This is a genomic window from Komagataeibacter sp. FNDCR2, from assembly GCF_021295395.1.
GTDB lineage: Bacteria > Pseudomonadota > Alphaproteobacteria > Acetobacterales > Acetobacteraceae > Komagataeibacter.
Genome location: NZ_JAIWOU010000001.1, coordinates 1,101,315 through 1,116,505 on the forward strand (window position 1 = coordinate 1,101,315; position 15,191 = coordinate 1,116,505).

The following is a 15,191-nucleotide window of genomic DNA, read 5'->3' on the forward strand; positions in this document are numbered from 1 at the left end:
TTCAGCCCAGCGGCGCCGGCAGGCGGAAGGCCACGTTTTCTTCCTTCACGGTGATTTCCTCGATCTCAAGCGTGAAACGCTTGGCAAGGGCGGCCACCATTTCCTGCACCAGCGATTCCGGCGCGGACGCCCCGGCGGTGATGCCCAGCGTGCCAACCCCGTCCAGCGCCGACCAGTCCAGCGCGTTGAGCCGGGGCACCAGCAGGGCGCGCGGCGCGCCGCTGCGCTCGGCCACTTCGCGCAGGCGCTGCGAATTGGAGGAGTTGGGCGAACCGATCACGATCACCAGGTCACAGCCGGGGGCGATGGCCTTGACCGCTTCCTGCCGGTTGGTCGTGGCGTAGCAGATGTCCTCCCGCCGGGGGCCCTCGATCTGGGGGAAGCGGTCACGCAGGATATCGACGATCTCGGCCGTATCATCGACCGACAGCGTCGTCTGGGTAATGAAGGCGAGCCGCGTGGGGTCGGCGGGCTGCACCGTGCGGGCTTCCTCCGCATCGTTGATGAGCGTGACGGCGCCGACGGGAAGCTGGCCCATCGTGCCCACCACCTCCGGATGGCCCGCATGGCCGATCATCAGGATATGGCGGCTTTCCGGCCCGCCATCGGCAAAGTGGCGTTCGGCCTCGCGGTGCACCTTCGACACCAGCGGGCAGGTCGCGTCCAGATAAAGCAGGTTGCGGCGCTCGGCTTCCGCCGGGACGGTCTTGGGCACGCCATGGGCGGAAAAGACGACGTGGCCATCGGCCGGCACTTCATCGAGTTCCTCGACAAAGATCGCGCCCTGCGCCTCAAGCGCCTCAACCACGGTGCGGTTGTGGACAATCTCGTGGCGGACATAGACCGGCGCGCCGTAGCGGCGGATCGCTTCCTCCACCACGCGGATGGCGCGGTCCACACCGGCGCAGAATCCGCGCGGACCGGCAAGCAGTACTTTCAGGACACGGGGCGGTGCCTCGGCGGGGGCAATGTTATCGGGTGTATGAATCATCTGGTCGGGCATGGTGTTCCCCAAACGTCCGGCGAGCGGTATAGGATACGGACCGCGATCTGCTAGAGTTCCGGCGCCGGTATCCCGTGCGATGGTCCGGCCCTACGCAAACCGTGGCAATGACGCAAGCCATTTTCCCGTTGACCCTAACGTATTCTGCCATGCCTGTCCTCCCCCGTTACCCGGCCATCTGCCTGTCGCCCCCCGCCGCATCTGGCCCGGCGGGATTCTGTCCACCCCTGAACGACCCGGAATAGCCGCATGAGTCCTGCCCTACCGCTGGCGCGCCTGCGCCGCATGGCCCTGAAATTCTGCATGGTGCCCACACTTGCCGCGGTTGGCGGGTGTTCCAGCGCAACCGATTCGATTGATTTCGCGCCAGCCTGCCCCGTTGTGGAAATTCCCAGCGAGGCAGCCGATTACTACCAGTATTCCGGCACGGACCACGACATCACCCACCTGATCGCGCGCGCCAGCCTGACACGCGTGGTCGGCTCGTGCGAGGCCGGGTCGCAACGTAATGTGATAACGGGGCTGAAAATCGGCCTGCATGTGGAGCGCGGCCCGGCCTCACGCGTCAATTTCGTCAATATTCCGTATTTCGTGGCGGTCGTGTTCAACGGGGACATCAAGAGCAAGAAGGAATTCGTGGCCCATGTCTCCTTCGAGGACGGGCGGATGCAGGACCTGACCCATACGGGCAACATCCCCATCGCCCTGCCCGTCTCGCGCCGCGTGCATAGCGACCAGTACCATATCGAGATCGGCTTCCAGTTGACCAAGGCGCAGCTTGACTTCAACCGCGCCCATCTGGTCATGCCCACCTTCCACAAGATGTAAGGGGGCGCGCGCTTTTGGCCCCGCACCCGCCCCCCCGGGAGCTGACATGGCGCGGCATGGTGATCGGCGCGCTGATCACGGTGGTCTTCACCGCGTCCAATGTCTATCTGGGCCTGCGGATCGGGCTGACGGTCGCGACATCCATTCCCGCCGCGGTCATTTCCATGGCCGCGCTGCGGCTGCTGGGCGGCGGCACGATACTGGAGAACAACCTGGTCCAGACCCAGGCATCGGCCGCGGGCACGCTGGCCTGCGTGTTCGCCAGCCTGCCCGCGCTGGTCATGGCCGGAGCCTGGCGGCACTTCCCCTACCTGCAGACCGCGGTCCTGACCGCTGCCGGTGGCATGACCGGCGTCCTGTTCACCATCCCGCTGCGCCGGGTCATGCTGGCGGATCCGGCCCTTCCGTTCCCCGAAGGGGTGGCGGCGGCGGAAATCCTGCGCGCGGGGGCGAACCGGGAAAATACGGGCAGCATCCGCGCCCTGCTCCATGGGGGGGGACTTGCCGCCCTTCTTACCTTCGCCTCAGCCGGGCTGCGGGTGCTGGGGGACGGTATCAGCGCCACCGCGACATGGGGGCTGTCCGCCTTCCGGCTGTCGCTCGGGTTCTCGCCCGCCCTGCTGGGGGCGGGGTATCTGGTCGGCCTGCCCGGCGGGATCGCCATGGTCGCAGGCGCGGTGCTGACATGGGAAGTGGCCATTCCCGTCATGGCGCAGATCGTGCCGCACCCCGCCGGGATGGAGGCGGGGGATTTCGCTACCCTTATCTGGAAGGACAAGGCCCGATTCATCGGTGCGGGGCTGATCGGGGTCGCGGCGATCTGGACCGTGCTGCGCATGGGCCGCCCCCTGCTGTACAGCGTGCGCGCCCTGCTGGCGCGCCCTGCGGCGCATCTGCGCCCCGAACGCACCGAAACCGATCTTTCACCACGCGCCATACGCACCGTCGCGGCCCTTGTGATGGTGGTGATCGGCGGCATGTTCTACCTGTTCGCGGCGGGCCGCGTCGCCCCCCTGCCCGCACTGGCCGCGACACTGGCGGGCCTTGCGTGGTGCGCGGTCCTCGGGCTGCCGATGGCGGCGGCGTGCGGCTACATGGCGGGACTGGTGGGGTCGTCATCCTCCCCCATTTCGGGGGTGACGATCCTTGCGGCCATCGGGCTGTCGTGCCTGTTCGTGCTGGTGCGGGCGACGGGGCTGTTCGCCGGGGCGCAGGGGCAGCATTTCGCCATCGCCTTCTGCCTTTACGCGCTGACGGCGGTCACCGCCTCCGCCGCGATCGCGAATGACAACCTTCAGGATCTCAAGACCGGCAGGCTGGTCGGCGCCACACCGTGGAAGCAGGAAGCCGCACTCCTGATCGGCTGCGTGAGCGGGGCCATGATCATCCCGCCCGTGCTGAACGTGCTGTACCAGACTTACGGCTTTGTCGGCACGATGCCGCGCGCGGGCATGGACGCGACACAGGCGCTGGCCGCGCCACAGCCAGCCCTCATGCTCATGATCACGTCTGGCATCTTCCTCCATCAGCTTGACTGGAGCATGCTGCTGCTGGGCGCGGGGGCGGGATGCGTACTGATCGGGCTGGACACCGCCCTGCGCCGCGCGGGACGGGGCGCGCTGCCGCCGCTGGCGGTGGGCATTGGCATCTACCTGCCCATGGGCATTTCCATGACACTGGCCACCGGCGCGATCCTGGGGCATGTCGTAACGCGCCTGAACCGGGGCGCGCCAGGCCATCGCGGCACCATGCTGGCGTCCGGCCTGATCGTGGGGGAGAGCCTGACGGGGGTGGTGCTGGCCTGCCTGTCCGCGCTGAGCGGGCGGGACGCGCCGCTTTCGCTCCTGCCGCCGGGCATGGGCGCCATGGTCCCCCAGCTTGCCGGGCTTGCCGCCTTTGGCGCGCTGTGCCTGTGGTTCTGCCGCGCCCAGTACCGCCCGCACGGCAGATAAGTGGCGCGGGGCATGGACGGGGGGCGGAGTCCCGTGGCACCCTGCTGGCATGCCCCGCCATTTTGACAGCCTTGTTTTTCCGCGCCCCGCGCAAGATGCCCTCGCCCTGCGTTTTGGCCAGGTCTCGACCCTGCTGGACCAGGGCAACGTGCCGGACGCGGCGCGCCTGTTCGATGCGATCCGCCGCGATTATGAAAGCTGGTCCGCGCTGGTCAACCTGCGCTTCGCGCAGGACACCACAAGTGTCGAAGCCAAAGCCGAACGTGACTACGCCGATGCCCTGACCCCGCATGTCACCGCCCATGAAGTCGCCCTGAAACGCAGGCTGCTGGAATATCCCGATCCCGTGGCGGTGGGGCAGGTCATCACGCCGCACACGCTTGAACTATGGCGCACCGACATCACCACATTCGACCCCCGCATTGCCGATGCGCTGGAGGAAGAAGCCCGGCTGAGCGGAACCTATACCGCGCTGCTGGCCAGCGCGCGGCTGGAGATCGGGGAGGAATGCGTCAACCTGTCCGGTCTCGCCCCCTATGCCGAAAGCACGGACCGCGCGGTGCGCAAGGAAGCTGAACGGGTCCGGTGGGCTTTTTTCGAACGCAATGCCGGACAGCTCGACGCGCTGTTTGACCAGATGGTCCACCTGCGCCACGGCATGGCCAGAACGCTGGGTTATGACTCTTACATCCCGCTGGCCTACCGCCGCATGCGGCGCTCCGATTACGGACCGGCGGATGTGGCGCGATTCCGGGATAATGTACGCACCCATGTCGTCCCGCTGGTGCATGACATCCTGCGCCAGCGGTGCGAAACCATGGGGTGGGACGTCCTGTATTCATGGGATGAACCGCTGATCGACCCCCACGGCAACCCGCGCCCCGCAGGCGGGCATGACCTGCTCATGACCCGGGCGCAGACCATGTTCGACCGCATGGGCGGGGATCTGGGCGCCTTCTTCGGGCTGATGCGCGATGGGGGGTATCTCGATCTGGTCAACCGGCCCGACAAGGCGGGGGGCGGGTTCTGCACCTCCTTCCCCACGGTGGGCATGCCGTTCATCTTCGCCAGTTTCAACGGCACGCAGCACGACATCAATGTCTTCACCCACGAAATGGGCCATGCCTACCAGAACTGGAAAAGCCGCGACCTGCCCGCCATCGACCTGTTATGGCCGACCATGGACGCGGCCGAGGTCAATTCCATGGCGCTGGAATTCCTTACATGGCCGCATATCGACCTTATGGTCGCACCCGGTCAGGGCGAACGCTTCCGGCGGATGCACCTGATCTCATCCCTCTCGTTCCTGCCCTATGGCGTGTGCGTCGATCACTTCCAGCACGAAATCTATGCCCGCCCCGACATGACCCCCGCCCAGCGGCATGAAACATGGCGCGAGATGGAGCGGCGCTACCTGCCATGGCGCGATTATGGCGGCCTGCCGCATCCCGCGCGGGGGGGCCGGTGGCAGGCGCAGGGGCATATCTACCGCTCCCCCTTCTATTATATCGACTACGCGCTGGCGCTGTGCTGCGCCATGCAGTTCTGGATCCGCAGCCGCAGCGACCCGCGCGGCGCGATGGACGCCTATGTCGCGCTGTGCGCAAGGGGCGGCGCGCAACCTTTCACGCGGCTGGTCCGTTCAGCGGGACTCAACTCCCCCTTCCAGCCGGGCGCGCTGGCCGATGTCGTGAGCACGGCGCGGGATATCCTGAACACCTGAGGCCGCGCCTCTCCCGCAACCCGCATCCATGGGCAAGAGCATGACCACACATCCCGCCCCGACACCTTCGGTCGCGCGCACGCTGTACAAGACGCTGGCCGTTGTCGTGCTGAGCGCGCTTTTCATGCTCAGCCTGCGCTTCAGCGCCACGGTCGCGGGGCTGGTGGACCGGATGGCGGGCACCGGCCTGTGGCTGGCGGTCTACCGCCTGGCCGGGGCCAACGACGCCACCGGACAGGAGCGGCTGATCGTGATGGCGGTCGCCCTTGTATGCTGCCTGCTGGCCGTTGGCGTGGTGGAAGTGGCGGACAGGCTGATCAGCCGCCGCAACACCCCGTCATGACGGGTCACGCTGCCAGAAGAAGGTCAGTTCATGCTTGTTGTGCCACAGATGCAGCACATGGCCGCCGGGAATGGCGGCGAAGGCATCCGCCGTATCGTGATCGGTCTCGCCCTGGAATTTGATGGTCATGACAATGCGCGCCGCCCGCCCCGATGCGATCCAGCGCCGCGCGAGCGCCAGCAGGCGCGCGGGATAGGCGATGATATCGGAAAAAAGCCAGTCCACCGGCGCGCAGCTTTCGGGATCAAGCCCGAAGGCGCTTTCATACCGGCAGGTGACATTGGGCAGGTCCGCGACATTCTGCGCCAGGGGTGAGCGGTCTATGGCCGTGACATGCGCCCCGCAGCCCGCCGCGACCCAGGTCCAGCCACCGGGACAGGCCCCGAGATCAAGACACGTCTCCCCCGCGACGGGCCACTGGCCAAGGCGCAGGAGCGCTTCCCACAATTTGAGATAGGCGCGTGAAGGGGGATCGGTACGGTTCTCGACAAACGGAACCTCCCCATTCACGAACGGCGAGGACTTGGTGCGTGAAAACAGCATCCGGTCCGGCGCAAGCAGCGTCCATGCCCCCAGATGCGCATCGGGGGCGGTATCGGGAAAGGTGAAGGATCTGGGCCGCAGCGGTGGCAGCGCCGCCGTTATCAGCGCACTGCGGCGGTGAAGCATGGGCACATACCCCGCCCAGTTGCGCTGCACCGCGCGCAGGATGCGCGCCGCCCCCTTGATGGATGGAACATCGTGCATTTCCGGCTCTTGCCACGTTTCAAGCGCCCACAGGCAGGGCACCGGCGGCTCGGCGGACAGGGCCAGACGCCCATGCCAGCACAGTTCCCCCGCATTCCTGCGCGCCAGTTCCTGCGCCATGACGGACTCGAAACCGGGGGCTGCCAGATAGGCCGCGCGCACCGTCCATGGGGGCAATATGACCTCCGCCTGCGTCATGAGCGGATCACGCCCACGGCCAGAAGCAGCCACGCCAGCATGAGCAGGCTGCCCCCGCTGGGCGCGATCGGGCCGGGATGGATGCCCCAGAAGGCGGTCAGCCCCACGCCCACGCTGAACAGCACGGTCCCCACCGCCATGAGACAGCCCGCGACGGAGATGCACGCCCGGCACCCCTGCTGGATCATGAGCACCGAGATCCCGATCAGGGCCAGCGCATGCCACATCTGCATCTGCACGGCCTGCCGCGCCATATCGCGGCCACCTTCGGCAAAGAACTGGTCGGGCAGATGGGCGGTCAGCGCGCCCCCCATGACGGCGGTGAACGCGGCCAGCGCCGCGAAAAACAGAAGAAACCTGACGACAGTGGGCATTCGGGGTATCCGCAAAACATGATGACGATCCGCACGGAACGCGGTCGGCCACCCTACCCCCACCACCGGCCCATCGTATAGGTCAATGAGACGCAATGCCGCCCTGACCCGGCCCCGCATGCCGGAACATTAAATGAATGTGATGACCGCGCACATGGCTGCGGCCTGCAAGCGTATGAATATTTTAGAAATATTGGTTTTATTGTTATTTTTAATAATATTACTTGGGAATATTGGTTATTTCCTTGAAAATAAGGCGGGAATTGTTAAATATTATACATGAAATGTGATGCAACGTTTTTATTTGGCGGATATGTATTCATATTTCACCGCTATGTGCCTGATATGCACCGAATTCGGGCGCTGTCAAAAAGTCCGGCCGGGCGTATCCGGCCCCGCGGATCGTCTTTGTATGGTTGTGCAAAACTGATAAACTGTCACCACGATCAGTAAAAAACCGCCCGGATTTCACCCGTTAGGAAGATGATGACATGAAAAATCGCGCAGCCTGGTTCCTTTTTGCGTCTGTTAGCCTTCTTCCTGCCCTGGGCATGGCCCGCCCCGCCACTCCGCCCGCCCCCGTCGCCGCCGAACCCACGCTTCCCCCGCTGACGGATTCCGATTCCACTTTCGCGGGAAACGTCTCGGCGCTGAACGGTTTTGAAATCACCATCTCCAAAATGGCGATCACGCAGGCCAAGCGCCGCAAGGTGCACGACCTGGCTGAAAACCTGCTCAAAACCCATACCGCCAACCAGAAGGCCCTCTCCGCCCTGACCCTGAAACACGGCCTTGAACTGCACGAGGAAATGAGTTCGGACGAACAGCAGATCGCGGAGCATCTCCAGACCGAAAGCGGTTCCAAATTCGAGCGCGACTTCCTCGACCTTCAGGCGCAGGCCTCAAGCGATGCGCTGGCCATGTTCCAGAACGAGGCGGAATCCGCCTCCGACCCGGAACTCAAGGCCTATGCCGCCGCCACGGCGGATACATTGCAGACCCACCTGACCGATACGATGAAGCTCGGCGCGAACAAACCAAGCCGCTGAAGCGGGGCAGGCACCTTACATGACCATTCGCATTGACCGGATCGTGACCCGTGGCGGCGATACGGGCCAGACATCGCTGGGGGATGGGGCGCGTGTGGCCAAGGACGCGACGCGTATCGAAGCCCTCGGCACGCTGGATGAGGCCAATGCCGTGATCGGCCTGCTGCGCGCCACCCTGCCCGAAGGCCACGACGCGACGTTCGTCGCCTGGGTGCAGGGGCTGCTGTTCGATATTGGCGGGTCCATCTGCATGCCCGCCACACCACCGCCCCCGCTTCCCCACGCGGCGGCGGCGGTGACGGCCATGGAAAACGAGATCACGCGCCTGCGCGCGTCCATTCCGCCGCTGCGCAGTTTCGTCCTGCCGGGCGGCACGCAGGCGGCGGCCCATGCGCATCTGGCGCGCACGGTGGTGCGCCGGGCCGAGCGGCGGCTTGCGACGCTGGCCCGGCAGGCGGAGATCGCCCCCGATATTTCCGCCTGCATGAACCGGCTGTCGGATTACCTGTTCGTGCTGGGCCGCCACCTTAATGACGACGGGGCGAAAGACCTGACATGGCGGCCCGCCTCACCCCCGCCCTGAGCGAAGGCGTCTCCCCGCCCCGCCTTACGTGGGCAGGCGGGACAGGTGGGAGCAGGCCAGATCGGCCAGATGTTCCTGCGGGGCGGTGACGTCGAGTTTCAGCACCACCTCATCATGCATGTCCGGCTCCTCCAGCGTTTCAAACTGGCTGTCGAGCATGGCCGGGGGCATGAAATGGCCGGTACGTTCACGCAGGCGCGGCGCGATATCGTCCTTGCTGCCCTTGAGATAGACAAAGCATACATCCGCGCTGCCGCCGGAAATACGCTCGCGATACTTCCGCTTGAGCGATGAACAGGTCACGATGCCGCACTGCCCCTGCTCACCCCATTCCCGGACCTGTTCCGCGATGCGGTCAAGCCAGGGCGCGCGGTCCGCATCGGTAAGGGGCGTGCCCTCGCTCATGCGGGCGATGTTATCCGCCGGGTGCAGGTCATCCCCCTCGATGACGGGCCAGCCAAGGCGATCACCGATAAGCCGGGCCACCGTACTCTTGCCGCACCCCGAAACGCCCATGACGATCAGGACGCAGGGCCTGCCTGCTTTCCTGAGCCGGTGCGAGAGGGAAACCGAATCCATATTCTGCTGGGTGTCACACATTCCGTATCTGCCGGATAATATCAGGGAAATTCATATCAGCCCCTATCTGGACCACGCGGCGGGCACAATGCAAGTGCGTGGCCCGGGCACAGGGGCAATGGGAAGAACGCAGGCCAGCATCTTCGGGAATATTAAAAAATATTTTCATCATGCCATCCAGCACGCCAGAAGAAATTCCCCGCCTTACGCCCACCAGATGCCCCGCCACCCGCGTACTTTATTTTAAAAAACATTATGTCACGATAATTGCGGCGGTTATTTACTGACAAGCGGGTTATGCCCTTGCTTTGCGCAAGGAAAGGGCGTTATATACGTAATTAATTACCAAAAAACAGCGCCATTAGAATATCGGGCATAGGAATAGATTCCTAAAATACGATTTTAGCCACATTCCTCTTGGCGCATTGAGTTATCGAGAGTTCTGCTGTGTCATCTTATAACGATTTTCTTTCCTTACCGAAGGAAGAAGACCAGACCTCCCATCGGGATGAAGTAAATGAATCAGCATTCCGGCAGGCCCTTGAACGGCTGGGCAAGGGTAAATCCGCGCCGCGCAATGCCGGGGGCGCCAAGTCCGGCCAACCCAAACAGCGCGCCCCGCGCCAGACCGATTCCACGCAACGCCGCCGCAAATTCGTGCAGGATGGCGACGTACGCGTCGAACACTAGTCCCTCGTCACCGGGCGCGCCACACCCCGGGTCATGCATGCCCAGCAGGAAGACCGGAGCGAGACCGAACACCTGCGCCACAAGGTACAGTTTGAACTGAAGCTGCGCGAACAGGCCGAACTGCGCCTGTCCGAAGCCCAGAACCAGATCCGCTCGCTGACCACCCGCATCGGCCATGCCGATGTCATCGCAGCCGAACACAAGGAAAAACTGGCCACCAGGGAAGCCGAAATGCTGGCCCTGCGCGCCGAACTGTTCAACGCGCGCGAGGAAAGCGCCCAGTTGCGTGAAGAACTGAACCGCCAGAAGGTGAAGCCCCGCACGTCCGAAACGCCCCGTGCGCGCCCCGCGGATATGGTGGCGGATACGGACGACACGGCGCAGGATGAGCCCGAACCGGTCAAGTGGTGGCTGCGCTGATCCTGACAGCGCCATCCCGCCGGCATCGCCGGTAAGGCAACCGCATGGATTCCAACGATCCCCGCCACAACCCGGCGGCGCGCCAGCGTCAGATCGGCCTTGTCATTGTTGCGACCTGCACCAGCGCCAGCCTGGCCCTGCAGGTCATGCTGCCGCTGGCAAGCGGGCTGATCAACCTGCTGCGCGATATACTCGGGGTCCTGATCCTGCCCTTTTCCTTCATGTTCGGGCTGGGCGGTGAAATGGGGCAGTCGCCCGCGCTGCTGCGCCTCCTGTCCGACATGGGCATGCAGACACAGATGCATCCGTGGCGGCTGGGTGTCGCCGCCGTTCTGGAACTGGGGGCGGTTTTCCTGTTCGTCATTGCCGAGCGGCTGGGCGGGCGCATCGGCTATATGGGCGCGTGCGTGGCATCGGCCGGGGCTATCGGCTTTTCGGGCCTGCCGCTGGGCATGATGCTGCTGCCCGCCATCGTGACGGAGGGGGTTTTCCTGCTCTGCCCCCCCACGCCCGACCCGGACTGAGCTTTTCCCCTCAGCTCAGCCCTTCGACAAACCTTGCGATACGTGCGCAGGATTCCTTCAGGATTTCATCACTGGTGGCATAGGACAGGCGCAGGTACGGCCCCTGCCCGAACGCGCTGCCATGCACCACGGCCACGTGCTGCTCCGCCAGCAGGGCGATGGCGAAATCCTCGTCCGTTTTCAGGAACTGCCCGCCAGCGGTCGTGCGCCCCATGCACCCGGCCACGCCCGGATAGGCATAAAACGCGCCATGCGGCATGGCACAGGTCAGACCCGGTATGCGCCGCAGGGTCGAAACCACCAGTTCGCGCCGCCGGGCATAGACCGCGCGCATCTGCGCGATAATATCCGCCGGGCCATCCAGCGCCGCCGCCGCCGCCGCCTGGCTTATGGAACAGATGCCCGAGGTCGCGCTGCCCTGGATGGCGGTCATGGCGCGGATCAGGGCTTTTGGCCCGCCCACATACCCCACGCGCCAGCCGGTCATGGCATAGGCTTTCGACACCCCGTTCAGTGTCAGGATACGGTCTTTCAGATCGGGCGCCGCCGCCGCGAACGAGACATGCCGCTGCCCGCCATAAATCAGATGTTCATATATTTCATCCGACAGGACATGCACCTGCGGGTGGCGGCGCAGTACCTCGGCCAGGGCTTCAAGATCGTCGCGCCCCATGGTGCCGCCGGTCGGGTTGTTGGGAAAATTGAGTACAAGCCACTTGGTGCGGGGCGTGATGGCCGCTTCCAGCGCGGCAGGTGTCAGGCGGAAGTCATCGGCCTCGAAACAGTCGGCATAAACCGGCGTGCCGCCAAATATCTGCACGATCAGCGGGTAGCTGACCCAGTACGGGCGCGGAATGACCACTTCGTCACCCGGCTGCACAGTGGCCATGAAGGCATTGAAAATGACCTGCTTGCCCCCGTTGGACACCATGATTTCGGCAGGCGCGTAGTCCAGCGCGTTTTCACGCGCGAATTTGCGGATGACGGCGTCCTTGAGCGCGGGCGTGCCATCGACGGGCGGATATTTGGTCTGCCCGTCCAGCGCGGCCCGATGCGCGGCCTCGATCACGGCGGGAGGGGTCGCGAAATCAGGCTCGCCCAGCGCCAGCGAGAGCACCTTTTCCCCCTGCGCGCGCAGGTTGCGCGCGCGCTGGGCCATGGCGATGGTGGCGGGAACGCCCAGGCGCTCCATCCGCTGCGCGAACAGCGGGTGCGCGCCCTCTCCTTCATTAGGCATGATCCTGCCCCTCAGCGCAGGGCCGCGCAGAAACGCTGGATGCGCCGGCACGCTTCCTTCAGGCTTTCCGTATCGGTGGCGTAGGAAATACGGAAATGCCCGGCGAACATGAACGCGCTGCCATGCACGGCGGCGACGCCTTCCTCATCCAGCAGGGCGGTCACGAAGGCTTCATCCGTATCGATCAGCGTGCCCCCCGGGCTGGTCTTGCCCAGACAGGCGACCAGCGAGGGGAAGACATAGAACGCCCCCTCCGGCACGGGGCAGTGCAGGCCCTTGGCTTCGTTGAGCATGGCCACCACAAGGTCACGCCGCGCCTGATAGGTGGCGACCATGGTGGCGATGAAGTCCTGCGGCCCTGTCAGCGCCTCGACCGCGGCGGCCTGGCTGATCGAACACGGGCCGGAGGTGGACTGGCTCTGCAACTTGTTCATCGCGCGCGTAAGCTGCACGGGGGCGGCGGAATACCCGATGCGCCAGCCGGTCATGGCATAGGCCTTGGATACGCCGTTCATCGTGACCGTGCGCGCGCGCAGGCGGGGTTCGACCTCGACCACCGTGGGGGCGCGAAAGCCGTCATAGACCAGTTTGTTATAGATATCGTCTGTCAGGATCCACACATCGGGGTGGCGGAGCAGCACATCGCACAGCGCACGCAGTTCCCCGGCGGAATAGGCGGCCCCCGTGGGGTTGTTGGGGGAGTTGAGCAGGAGCCATTTGGTGCGGGGCGTTATCGCCGCCTCCAGCGCCGCGGGCTGGAGCTTGAAGCCATGCTCCGCGCCGCACGGCACGATAACGGGCGTGCCTTCGGCCAGCGACACGATATCGGGATAGGACACCCAGCATGGCGCGGGAATGATCGCCTCGTCACCCGGATTGATGGTCGCGACCATGGCGTTATAGATGATCTGCTTGCCACCGTTGGAGACGATCACCTCATCCCACGTGTAATCCAGCCCGCTATCGGCATTGAAGCGTTCCGCGATCGCGCGGCGCAGGGCGGGCGTGCCCGCGACATCGGTGTACTTGGTCTCACCGGCGGCGATGGCGCGCATGGCGGCCTGCTTGATCGTGTCCGGTGTGTCGAAATCCGGCTCACCGGCGGAAAGGCTGATAATGTCCTTTCCCGCCGCCTTGAGCGCACGCGCCTTGGTTGAGATGGCGATCGTCTGGCTGGGGCTGATCCGGTCCAGCCGGGCGGCGGTGAGATCCATGGTATCAAGATCCATAAAACAGTGAATGACATCCGGCACGCTGCCGGGCGATGCGGCAGCAGCCTAGAGCGAACCCACGGCGGAGGAAACAGCGCAGATGTGATCGGACGCCCCGGCCGCATTACATACCTGCTGCGGTGTCATGCCTGCCATACGCATGGCACGTACGGAAACCGCGCCATCGCGCTTGGCCAGCCGCCGCCCCGTGGCGTCGCATAGCAGCGGATGGTGGCGGTAACGCGGCGCGGGCCAGCCCATGATGTGCTGCAACAGGCGATGCAGCGCCGTCGCGGCCCTGAGATCCTCCCCGCGCGTGACAAGGCTCACGCCCTGCATGGCGTCGTCATGGGTCACGCACAGGTGGTAGGAGGCGGGTACGTCCTTGCGCGCCAGCACGACATCGCCAAATTGTTCGGGCTGGCATGCCTGCGGGCCATGCCCCAGTTCATGCCATGTCAGGTCCCGCGCGCCGGGCAGGCGCAGGGCACGCGCCATGTCCAGCCGCAACGCATGGGGCGCGCCCGCCGCCAGCAGCGCCGCGCGGCGGCCCGGATCCATGTTACGGCAGGTGCCGGGATAGACCATGGCCCCATCGGGCGCGTGGTGGGGGGCGCCTGCGGCCTCCATGATATCACGCCGGGTGCAGAAGCACGGGTAAAGCAGGCCGCGCGCGTCCAGTGTGTCCAGCACGTGGCGGTACTGCGCCATGTGCCGGGACTGGCGGCGCACGGGCCGCGGCCACGACAGGCCCAGCCATTCCAGATCCGTGTAAAGGTCGGCGATGAATTCCGGCTTGCAGCGCACCGTGTCGATATCTTCCACCCGCAGGAGGAACGTGCCGCCCGACTCCATGGCCGCGCGCCACCCCGCCAGCGCCGACGCGACATGGCCGAGATGCAGATGCCCCGTCGGACTGGGGGCAAAACGGGTAATTTCTGTCATTCCCATGGCAAAACAGGTATATAGCGAAAAACCGCCCCTGTTTCCTCTTTTCGTGGGCGCGGAACCGGGTGGATGCGGCCTGGCCGCCACGGGTTGCCACACCCGGCGGGGTCTGCAATTAATTCGGAAGTTACCTGACGACGACGCACTTCACAGGCGTTCGCTTCGGAACAGAGTATGCCTGAGAACTGTGCGTCGGCATTCGGAAAGGAATGCGTCCGTGCCTTGTGACAGTCAATACCTGCCCGCCCTGGTCCTGAATGCCGATTTCAGGCCGCTCTCCTATTACCCGCTATCCCTGTGGTCATGGCAGGACAGCATCCGCGCCGTATGGCTCGACCGCGTATCGGTGCTGAGCGAATATGACACGGTTGTCCGCTCCCCCACCCAGAGCCTGCGCCTGCCCAGCGTGATCGCGCTGAAAGACTATATCCCCGCCGCCCGCAAGCCCGCCTTCACCCGCTTCAACGTCTTCCTGCGCGACAATTTTTCCTGCCAGTACTGCAATACCCGCTTCCCCACGCAGGAACTGACATTCGACCACGTCATTCCCCGCAGCAAGGGGGGGCGCACCAGTTGGGAAAACGTCGTGACCGCGTGCAGCCCGTGCAACCTGATCAAGGGATCGTACATGCCGCACCAGATCCGCATGTACCCCAACCGCACGCCCATCCGCCCGTCCAGCCGCAGGCTACAGGAAAACGGCCGCGCCTTCCCCCCCAACTACCTGCATGAAAGCTGGCGCGACTATCTGTACTGGGATACCGAACTGGAAAACTAGCCGA

The 15,191-nt window shown here is 64.8% G+C and carries 17 protein-coding genes; 9 read left to right on the forward strand and 8 right to left on the reverse strand.

The window, feature by feature from the left end:
- Position 1: 1 nt before the first annotated feature.
- Positions 2 to 991, reverse strand: a complete 990-nt coding sequence (ispH, locus tag LDL28_RS05240; protein ID WP_233059193.1) for a 4-hydroxy-3-methylbut-2-enyl diphosphate reductase — start codon at positions 989 to 991, stop codon at positions 2 to 4.
- A gap of 261 nt (positions 992 to 1,252) precedes the next feature.
- On the opposite strand from ispH, the gene LDL28_RS05245 reads away from it, so the two are divergent.
- The 4 genes from LDL28_RS05245 to LDL28_RS05260 are packed head-to-tail and all read left to right on the forward strand — an operon-like array spanning position 1,253 to position 5,849.
- Positions 1,253 to 1,831, forward strand: coding sequence for a hypothetical protein (locus tag LDL28_RS05245; protein ID WP_233057528.1), 579 nt, complete (start codon positions 1,253 to 1,255; stop codon positions 1,829 to 1,831).
- Between the two features lie 14 nt (positions 1,832 to 1,845).
- A complete protein-coding gene (locus tag LDL28_RS05250) occupies positions 1,846 to 3,783 on the forward strand; it encodes an OPT family oligopeptide transporter (protein ID WP_255663095.1) in 1,938 nt (645 codons plus the stop codon).
- Positions 3,784 to 3,832: 49 nt separating this feature from the next.
- Positions 3,833 to 5,506: a M3 family oligoendopeptidase gene (locus LDL28_RS05255; RefSeq protein ID WP_233057529.1), complete on the forward strand. Its 1,674-nt coding sequence runs from the start codon at positions 3,833 to 3,835 to the stop codon at positions 5,504 to 5,506.
- A gap of 40 nt (positions 5,507 to 5,546) precedes the next feature.
- Positions 5,547 to 5,849 carry a hypothetical protein gene (locus tag LDL28_RS05260; protein WP_233057530.1) on the forward strand — a complete coding sequence of 101 codons (303 nt, stop codon included), beginning with the start codon at positions 5,547 to 5,549 and terminating at the stop codon, positions 5,847 to 5,849.
- Here LDL28_RS05260 and LDL28_RS05265 read toward each other — a convergent pair.
- Both LDL28_RS05265 and LDL28_RS05270 read right to left on the reverse strand, forming a co-directional pair.
- Positions 5,844 to 6,794 (reverse strand): SAM-dependent methyltransferase, encoded by a 951-nt coding sequence (locus LDL28_RS05265; protein ID WP_233057531.1) that lies wholly within the window; start codon positions 6,792 to 6,794, stop codon positions 5,844 to 5,846. The two genes, LDL28_RS05260 and LDL28_RS05265, sit on opposite strands and share 6 nt — an antisense overlap.
- A complete protein-coding gene (locus tag LDL28_RS05270) occupies positions 6,791 to 7,168 on the reverse strand; it encodes a DUF423 domain-containing protein (RefSeq protein ID WP_233057532.1) in 378 nt (125 codons plus the stop codon). Before LDL28_RS05270 ends, LDL28_RS05265 begins: the two co-directional genes overlap by 4 nt.
- A gap of 491 nt (positions 7,169 to 7,659) precedes the next feature.
- Between LDL28_RS05270 and LDL28_RS05275 the strand changes: the two genes are divergently transcribed.
- Both LDL28_RS05275 and LDL28_RS05280 read left to right on the forward strand, forming a co-directional pair.
- A complete protein-coding gene (locus LDL28_RS05275) occupies positions 7,660 to 8,217 on the forward strand; it encodes a DUF4142 domain-containing protein (RefSeq protein WP_233057533.1) in 558 nt (185 codons plus the stop codon).
- Positions 8,218 to 8,236: 19 nt separating this feature from the next.
- Positions 8,237 to 8,800, forward strand: coding sequence for a cob(I)yrinic acid a,c-diamide adenosyltransferase (locus tag LDL28_RS05280; protein ID WP_233057534.1), 564 nt, complete (start codon positions 8,237 to 8,239; stop codon positions 8,798 to 8,800).
- Positions 8,801 to 8,824: 24 nt separating this feature from the next.
- Here the strand turns inward: LDL28_RS05280 and LDL28_RS05285 are convergent, their stop codons facing one another.
- Both LDL28_RS05285 and LDL28_RS05290 read right to left on the reverse strand, forming a co-directional pair.
- Entirely contained in the window at positions 8,825 to 9,379 is a 555-nt protein-coding gene (locus LDL28_RS05285) for a gluconokinase (protein WP_233057535.1), read from the reverse strand.
- 522 nt (positions 9,380 to 9,901) lie between these two features.
- Positions 9,902 to 10,108, reverse strand: a complete 207-nt coding sequence (locus LDL28_RS05290; protein ID WP_233057536.1) for a hypothetical protein — start codon at positions 10,106 to 10,108, stop codon at positions 9,902 to 9,904.
- On the opposite strand from LDL28_RS05290, the gene LDL28_RS05295 reads away from it, so the two are divergent.
- Both LDL28_RS05295 and LDL28_RS05300 read left to right on the forward strand, forming a co-directional pair.
- On the forward strand, positions 10,103 to 10,489 hold the full coding sequence (locus LDL28_RS05295; protein WP_233057537.1) for a hypothetical protein: 387 nt from the start codon (positions 10,103 to 10,105) through the stop codon (positions 10,487 to 10,489). The two genes, LDL28_RS05290 and LDL28_RS05295, sit on opposite strands and share 6 nt — an antisense overlap.
- A gap of 44 nt (positions 10,490 to 10,533) precedes the next feature.
- Positions 10,534 to 11,013, forward strand: coding sequence for a hypothetical protein (locus LDL28_RS05300; RefSeq protein ID WP_233057538.1), 480 nt, complete (start codon positions 10,534 to 10,536; stop codon positions 11,011 to 11,013).
- 10 nt (positions 11,014 to 11,023) lie between these two features.
- Here the strand turns inward: LDL28_RS05300 and LDL28_RS05305 are convergent, their stop codons facing one another.
- The 3 genes from LDL28_RS05305 to gluQRS all read right to left on the reverse strand — a co-directional run bounded on the left by LDL28_RS05305 (position 11,024) and on the right by gluQRS (position 14,406).
- Positions 11,024 to 12,250 (reverse strand): pyridoxal phosphate-dependent aminotransferase, encoded by a 1,227-nt coding sequence (locus LDL28_RS05305; protein ID WP_233057539.1) that lies wholly within the window; start codon positions 12,248 to 12,250, stop codon positions 11,024 to 11,026.
- 11 nt (positions 12,251 to 12,261) lie between these two features.
- Positions 12,262 to 13,464: a pyridoxal phosphate-dependent aminotransferase gene (locus LDL28_RS05310; RefSeq protein WP_233059195.1), complete on the reverse strand. Its 1,203-nt coding sequence runs from the start codon at positions 13,462 to 13,464 to the stop codon at positions 12,262 to 12,264.
- A gap of 63 nt (positions 13,465 to 13,527) precedes the next feature.
- The gene (gluQRS, locus tag LDL28_RS05315; RefSeq protein WP_233059196.1) at positions 13,528 to 14,406 is read right to left on the reverse strand and encodes a tRNA glutamyl-Q(34) synthetase GluQRS; all 879 of its coding nucleotides are present in this window, start codon (positions 14,404 to 14,406) and stop codon (positions 13,528 to 13,530) included.
- A gap of 220 nt (positions 14,407 to 14,626) precedes the next feature.
- Between gluQRS and LDL28_RS05320 the strand changes: the two genes are divergently transcribed.
- Positions 14,627 to 15,187 carry an HNH endonuclease gene (locus LDL28_RS05320; protein WP_233057540.1) on the forward strand — a complete coding sequence of 187 codons (561 nt, stop codon included), beginning with the start codon at positions 14,627 to 14,629 and terminating at the stop codon, positions 15,185 to 15,187.
- The last annotated feature ends 4 nt before the right edge of the window (positions 15,188 to 15,191 follow it).

Excerpts from the sequence above, each read along its gene's own strand:
- LDL28_RS05305 (WP_233057539.1), bottom strand. The coding sequence starts at position 12,250 with ATGCCTAATGAAGGAGAGGGCGCGCACCCGCTGTTCGCGCAGCGGATG.
- LDL28_RS05265 (WP_233057531.1), bottom strand. The coding sequence starts at position 6,794 with ATGACGCAGGCGGAGGTCATATTGCCCCCATGGACGGTGCGCGCGGCC.
- LDL28_RS05275 (WP_233057533.1), top strand. The coding sequence starts at position 7,660 with ATGAAAAATCGCGCAGCCTGGTTCCTTTTTGCGTCTGTTAGCCTTCTT.
- LDL28_RS05280 (WP_233057534.1), top strand. The coding sequence starts at position 8,237 with ATGACCATTCGCATTGACCGGATCGTGACCCGTGGCGGCGATACGGGC.
- LDL28_RS05285 (WP_233057535.1), bottom strand. The coding sequence starts at position 9,379 with ATGGATTCGGTTTCCCTCTCGCACCGGCTCAGGAAAGCAGGCAGGCCC.
- ispH (WP_233059193.1), bottom strand. The coding sequence starts at position 991 with ATGATTCATACACCCGATAACATTGCCCCCGCCGAGGCACCGCCCCGT.
- LDL28_RS05310 (WP_233059195.1), bottom strand. The coding sequence starts at position 13,464 with ATGGATCTCACCGCCGCCCGGCTGGACCGGATCAGCCCCAGCCAGACG.
- LDL28_RS05260 (WP_233057530.1), top strand. The coding sequence starts at position 5,547 with ATGACCACACATCCCGCCCCGACACCTTCGGTCGCGCGCACGCTGTAC.
- LDL28_RS05300 (WP_233057538.1), top strand. The coding sequence starts at position 10,534 with ATGGATTCCAACGATCCCCGCCACAACCCGGCGGCGCGCCAGCGTCAG.
- LDL28_RS05255 (WP_233057529.1), top strand. The coding sequence starts at position 3,833 with ATGCCCCGCCATTTTGACAGCCTTGTTTTTCCGCGCCCCGCGCAAGAT.
- LDL28_RS05270 (WP_233057532.1), bottom strand. The coding sequence starts at position 7,168 with ATGCCCACTGTCGTCAGGTTTCTTCTGTTTTTCGCGGCGCTGGCCGCG.
- LDL28_RS05245 (WP_233057528.1), top strand. The coding sequence starts at position 1,253 with ATGAGTCCTGCCCTACCGCTGGCGCGCCTGCGCCGCATGGCCCTGAAA.
- LDL28_RS05290 (WP_233057536.1), bottom strand. The coding sequence starts at position 10,108 with ATGCATGACCCGGGGTGTGGCGCGCCCGGTGACGAGGGACTAGTGTTC.
- gluQRS (WP_233059196.1), bottom strand. The coding sequence starts at position 14,406 with ATGACAGAAATTACCCGTTTTGCCCCCAGTCCGACGGGGCATCTGCAT.
- LDL28_RS05295 (WP_233057537.1), top strand. The coding sequence starts at position 10,103 with ATGCATGCCCAGCAGGAAGACCGGAGCGAGACCGAACACCTGCGCCAC.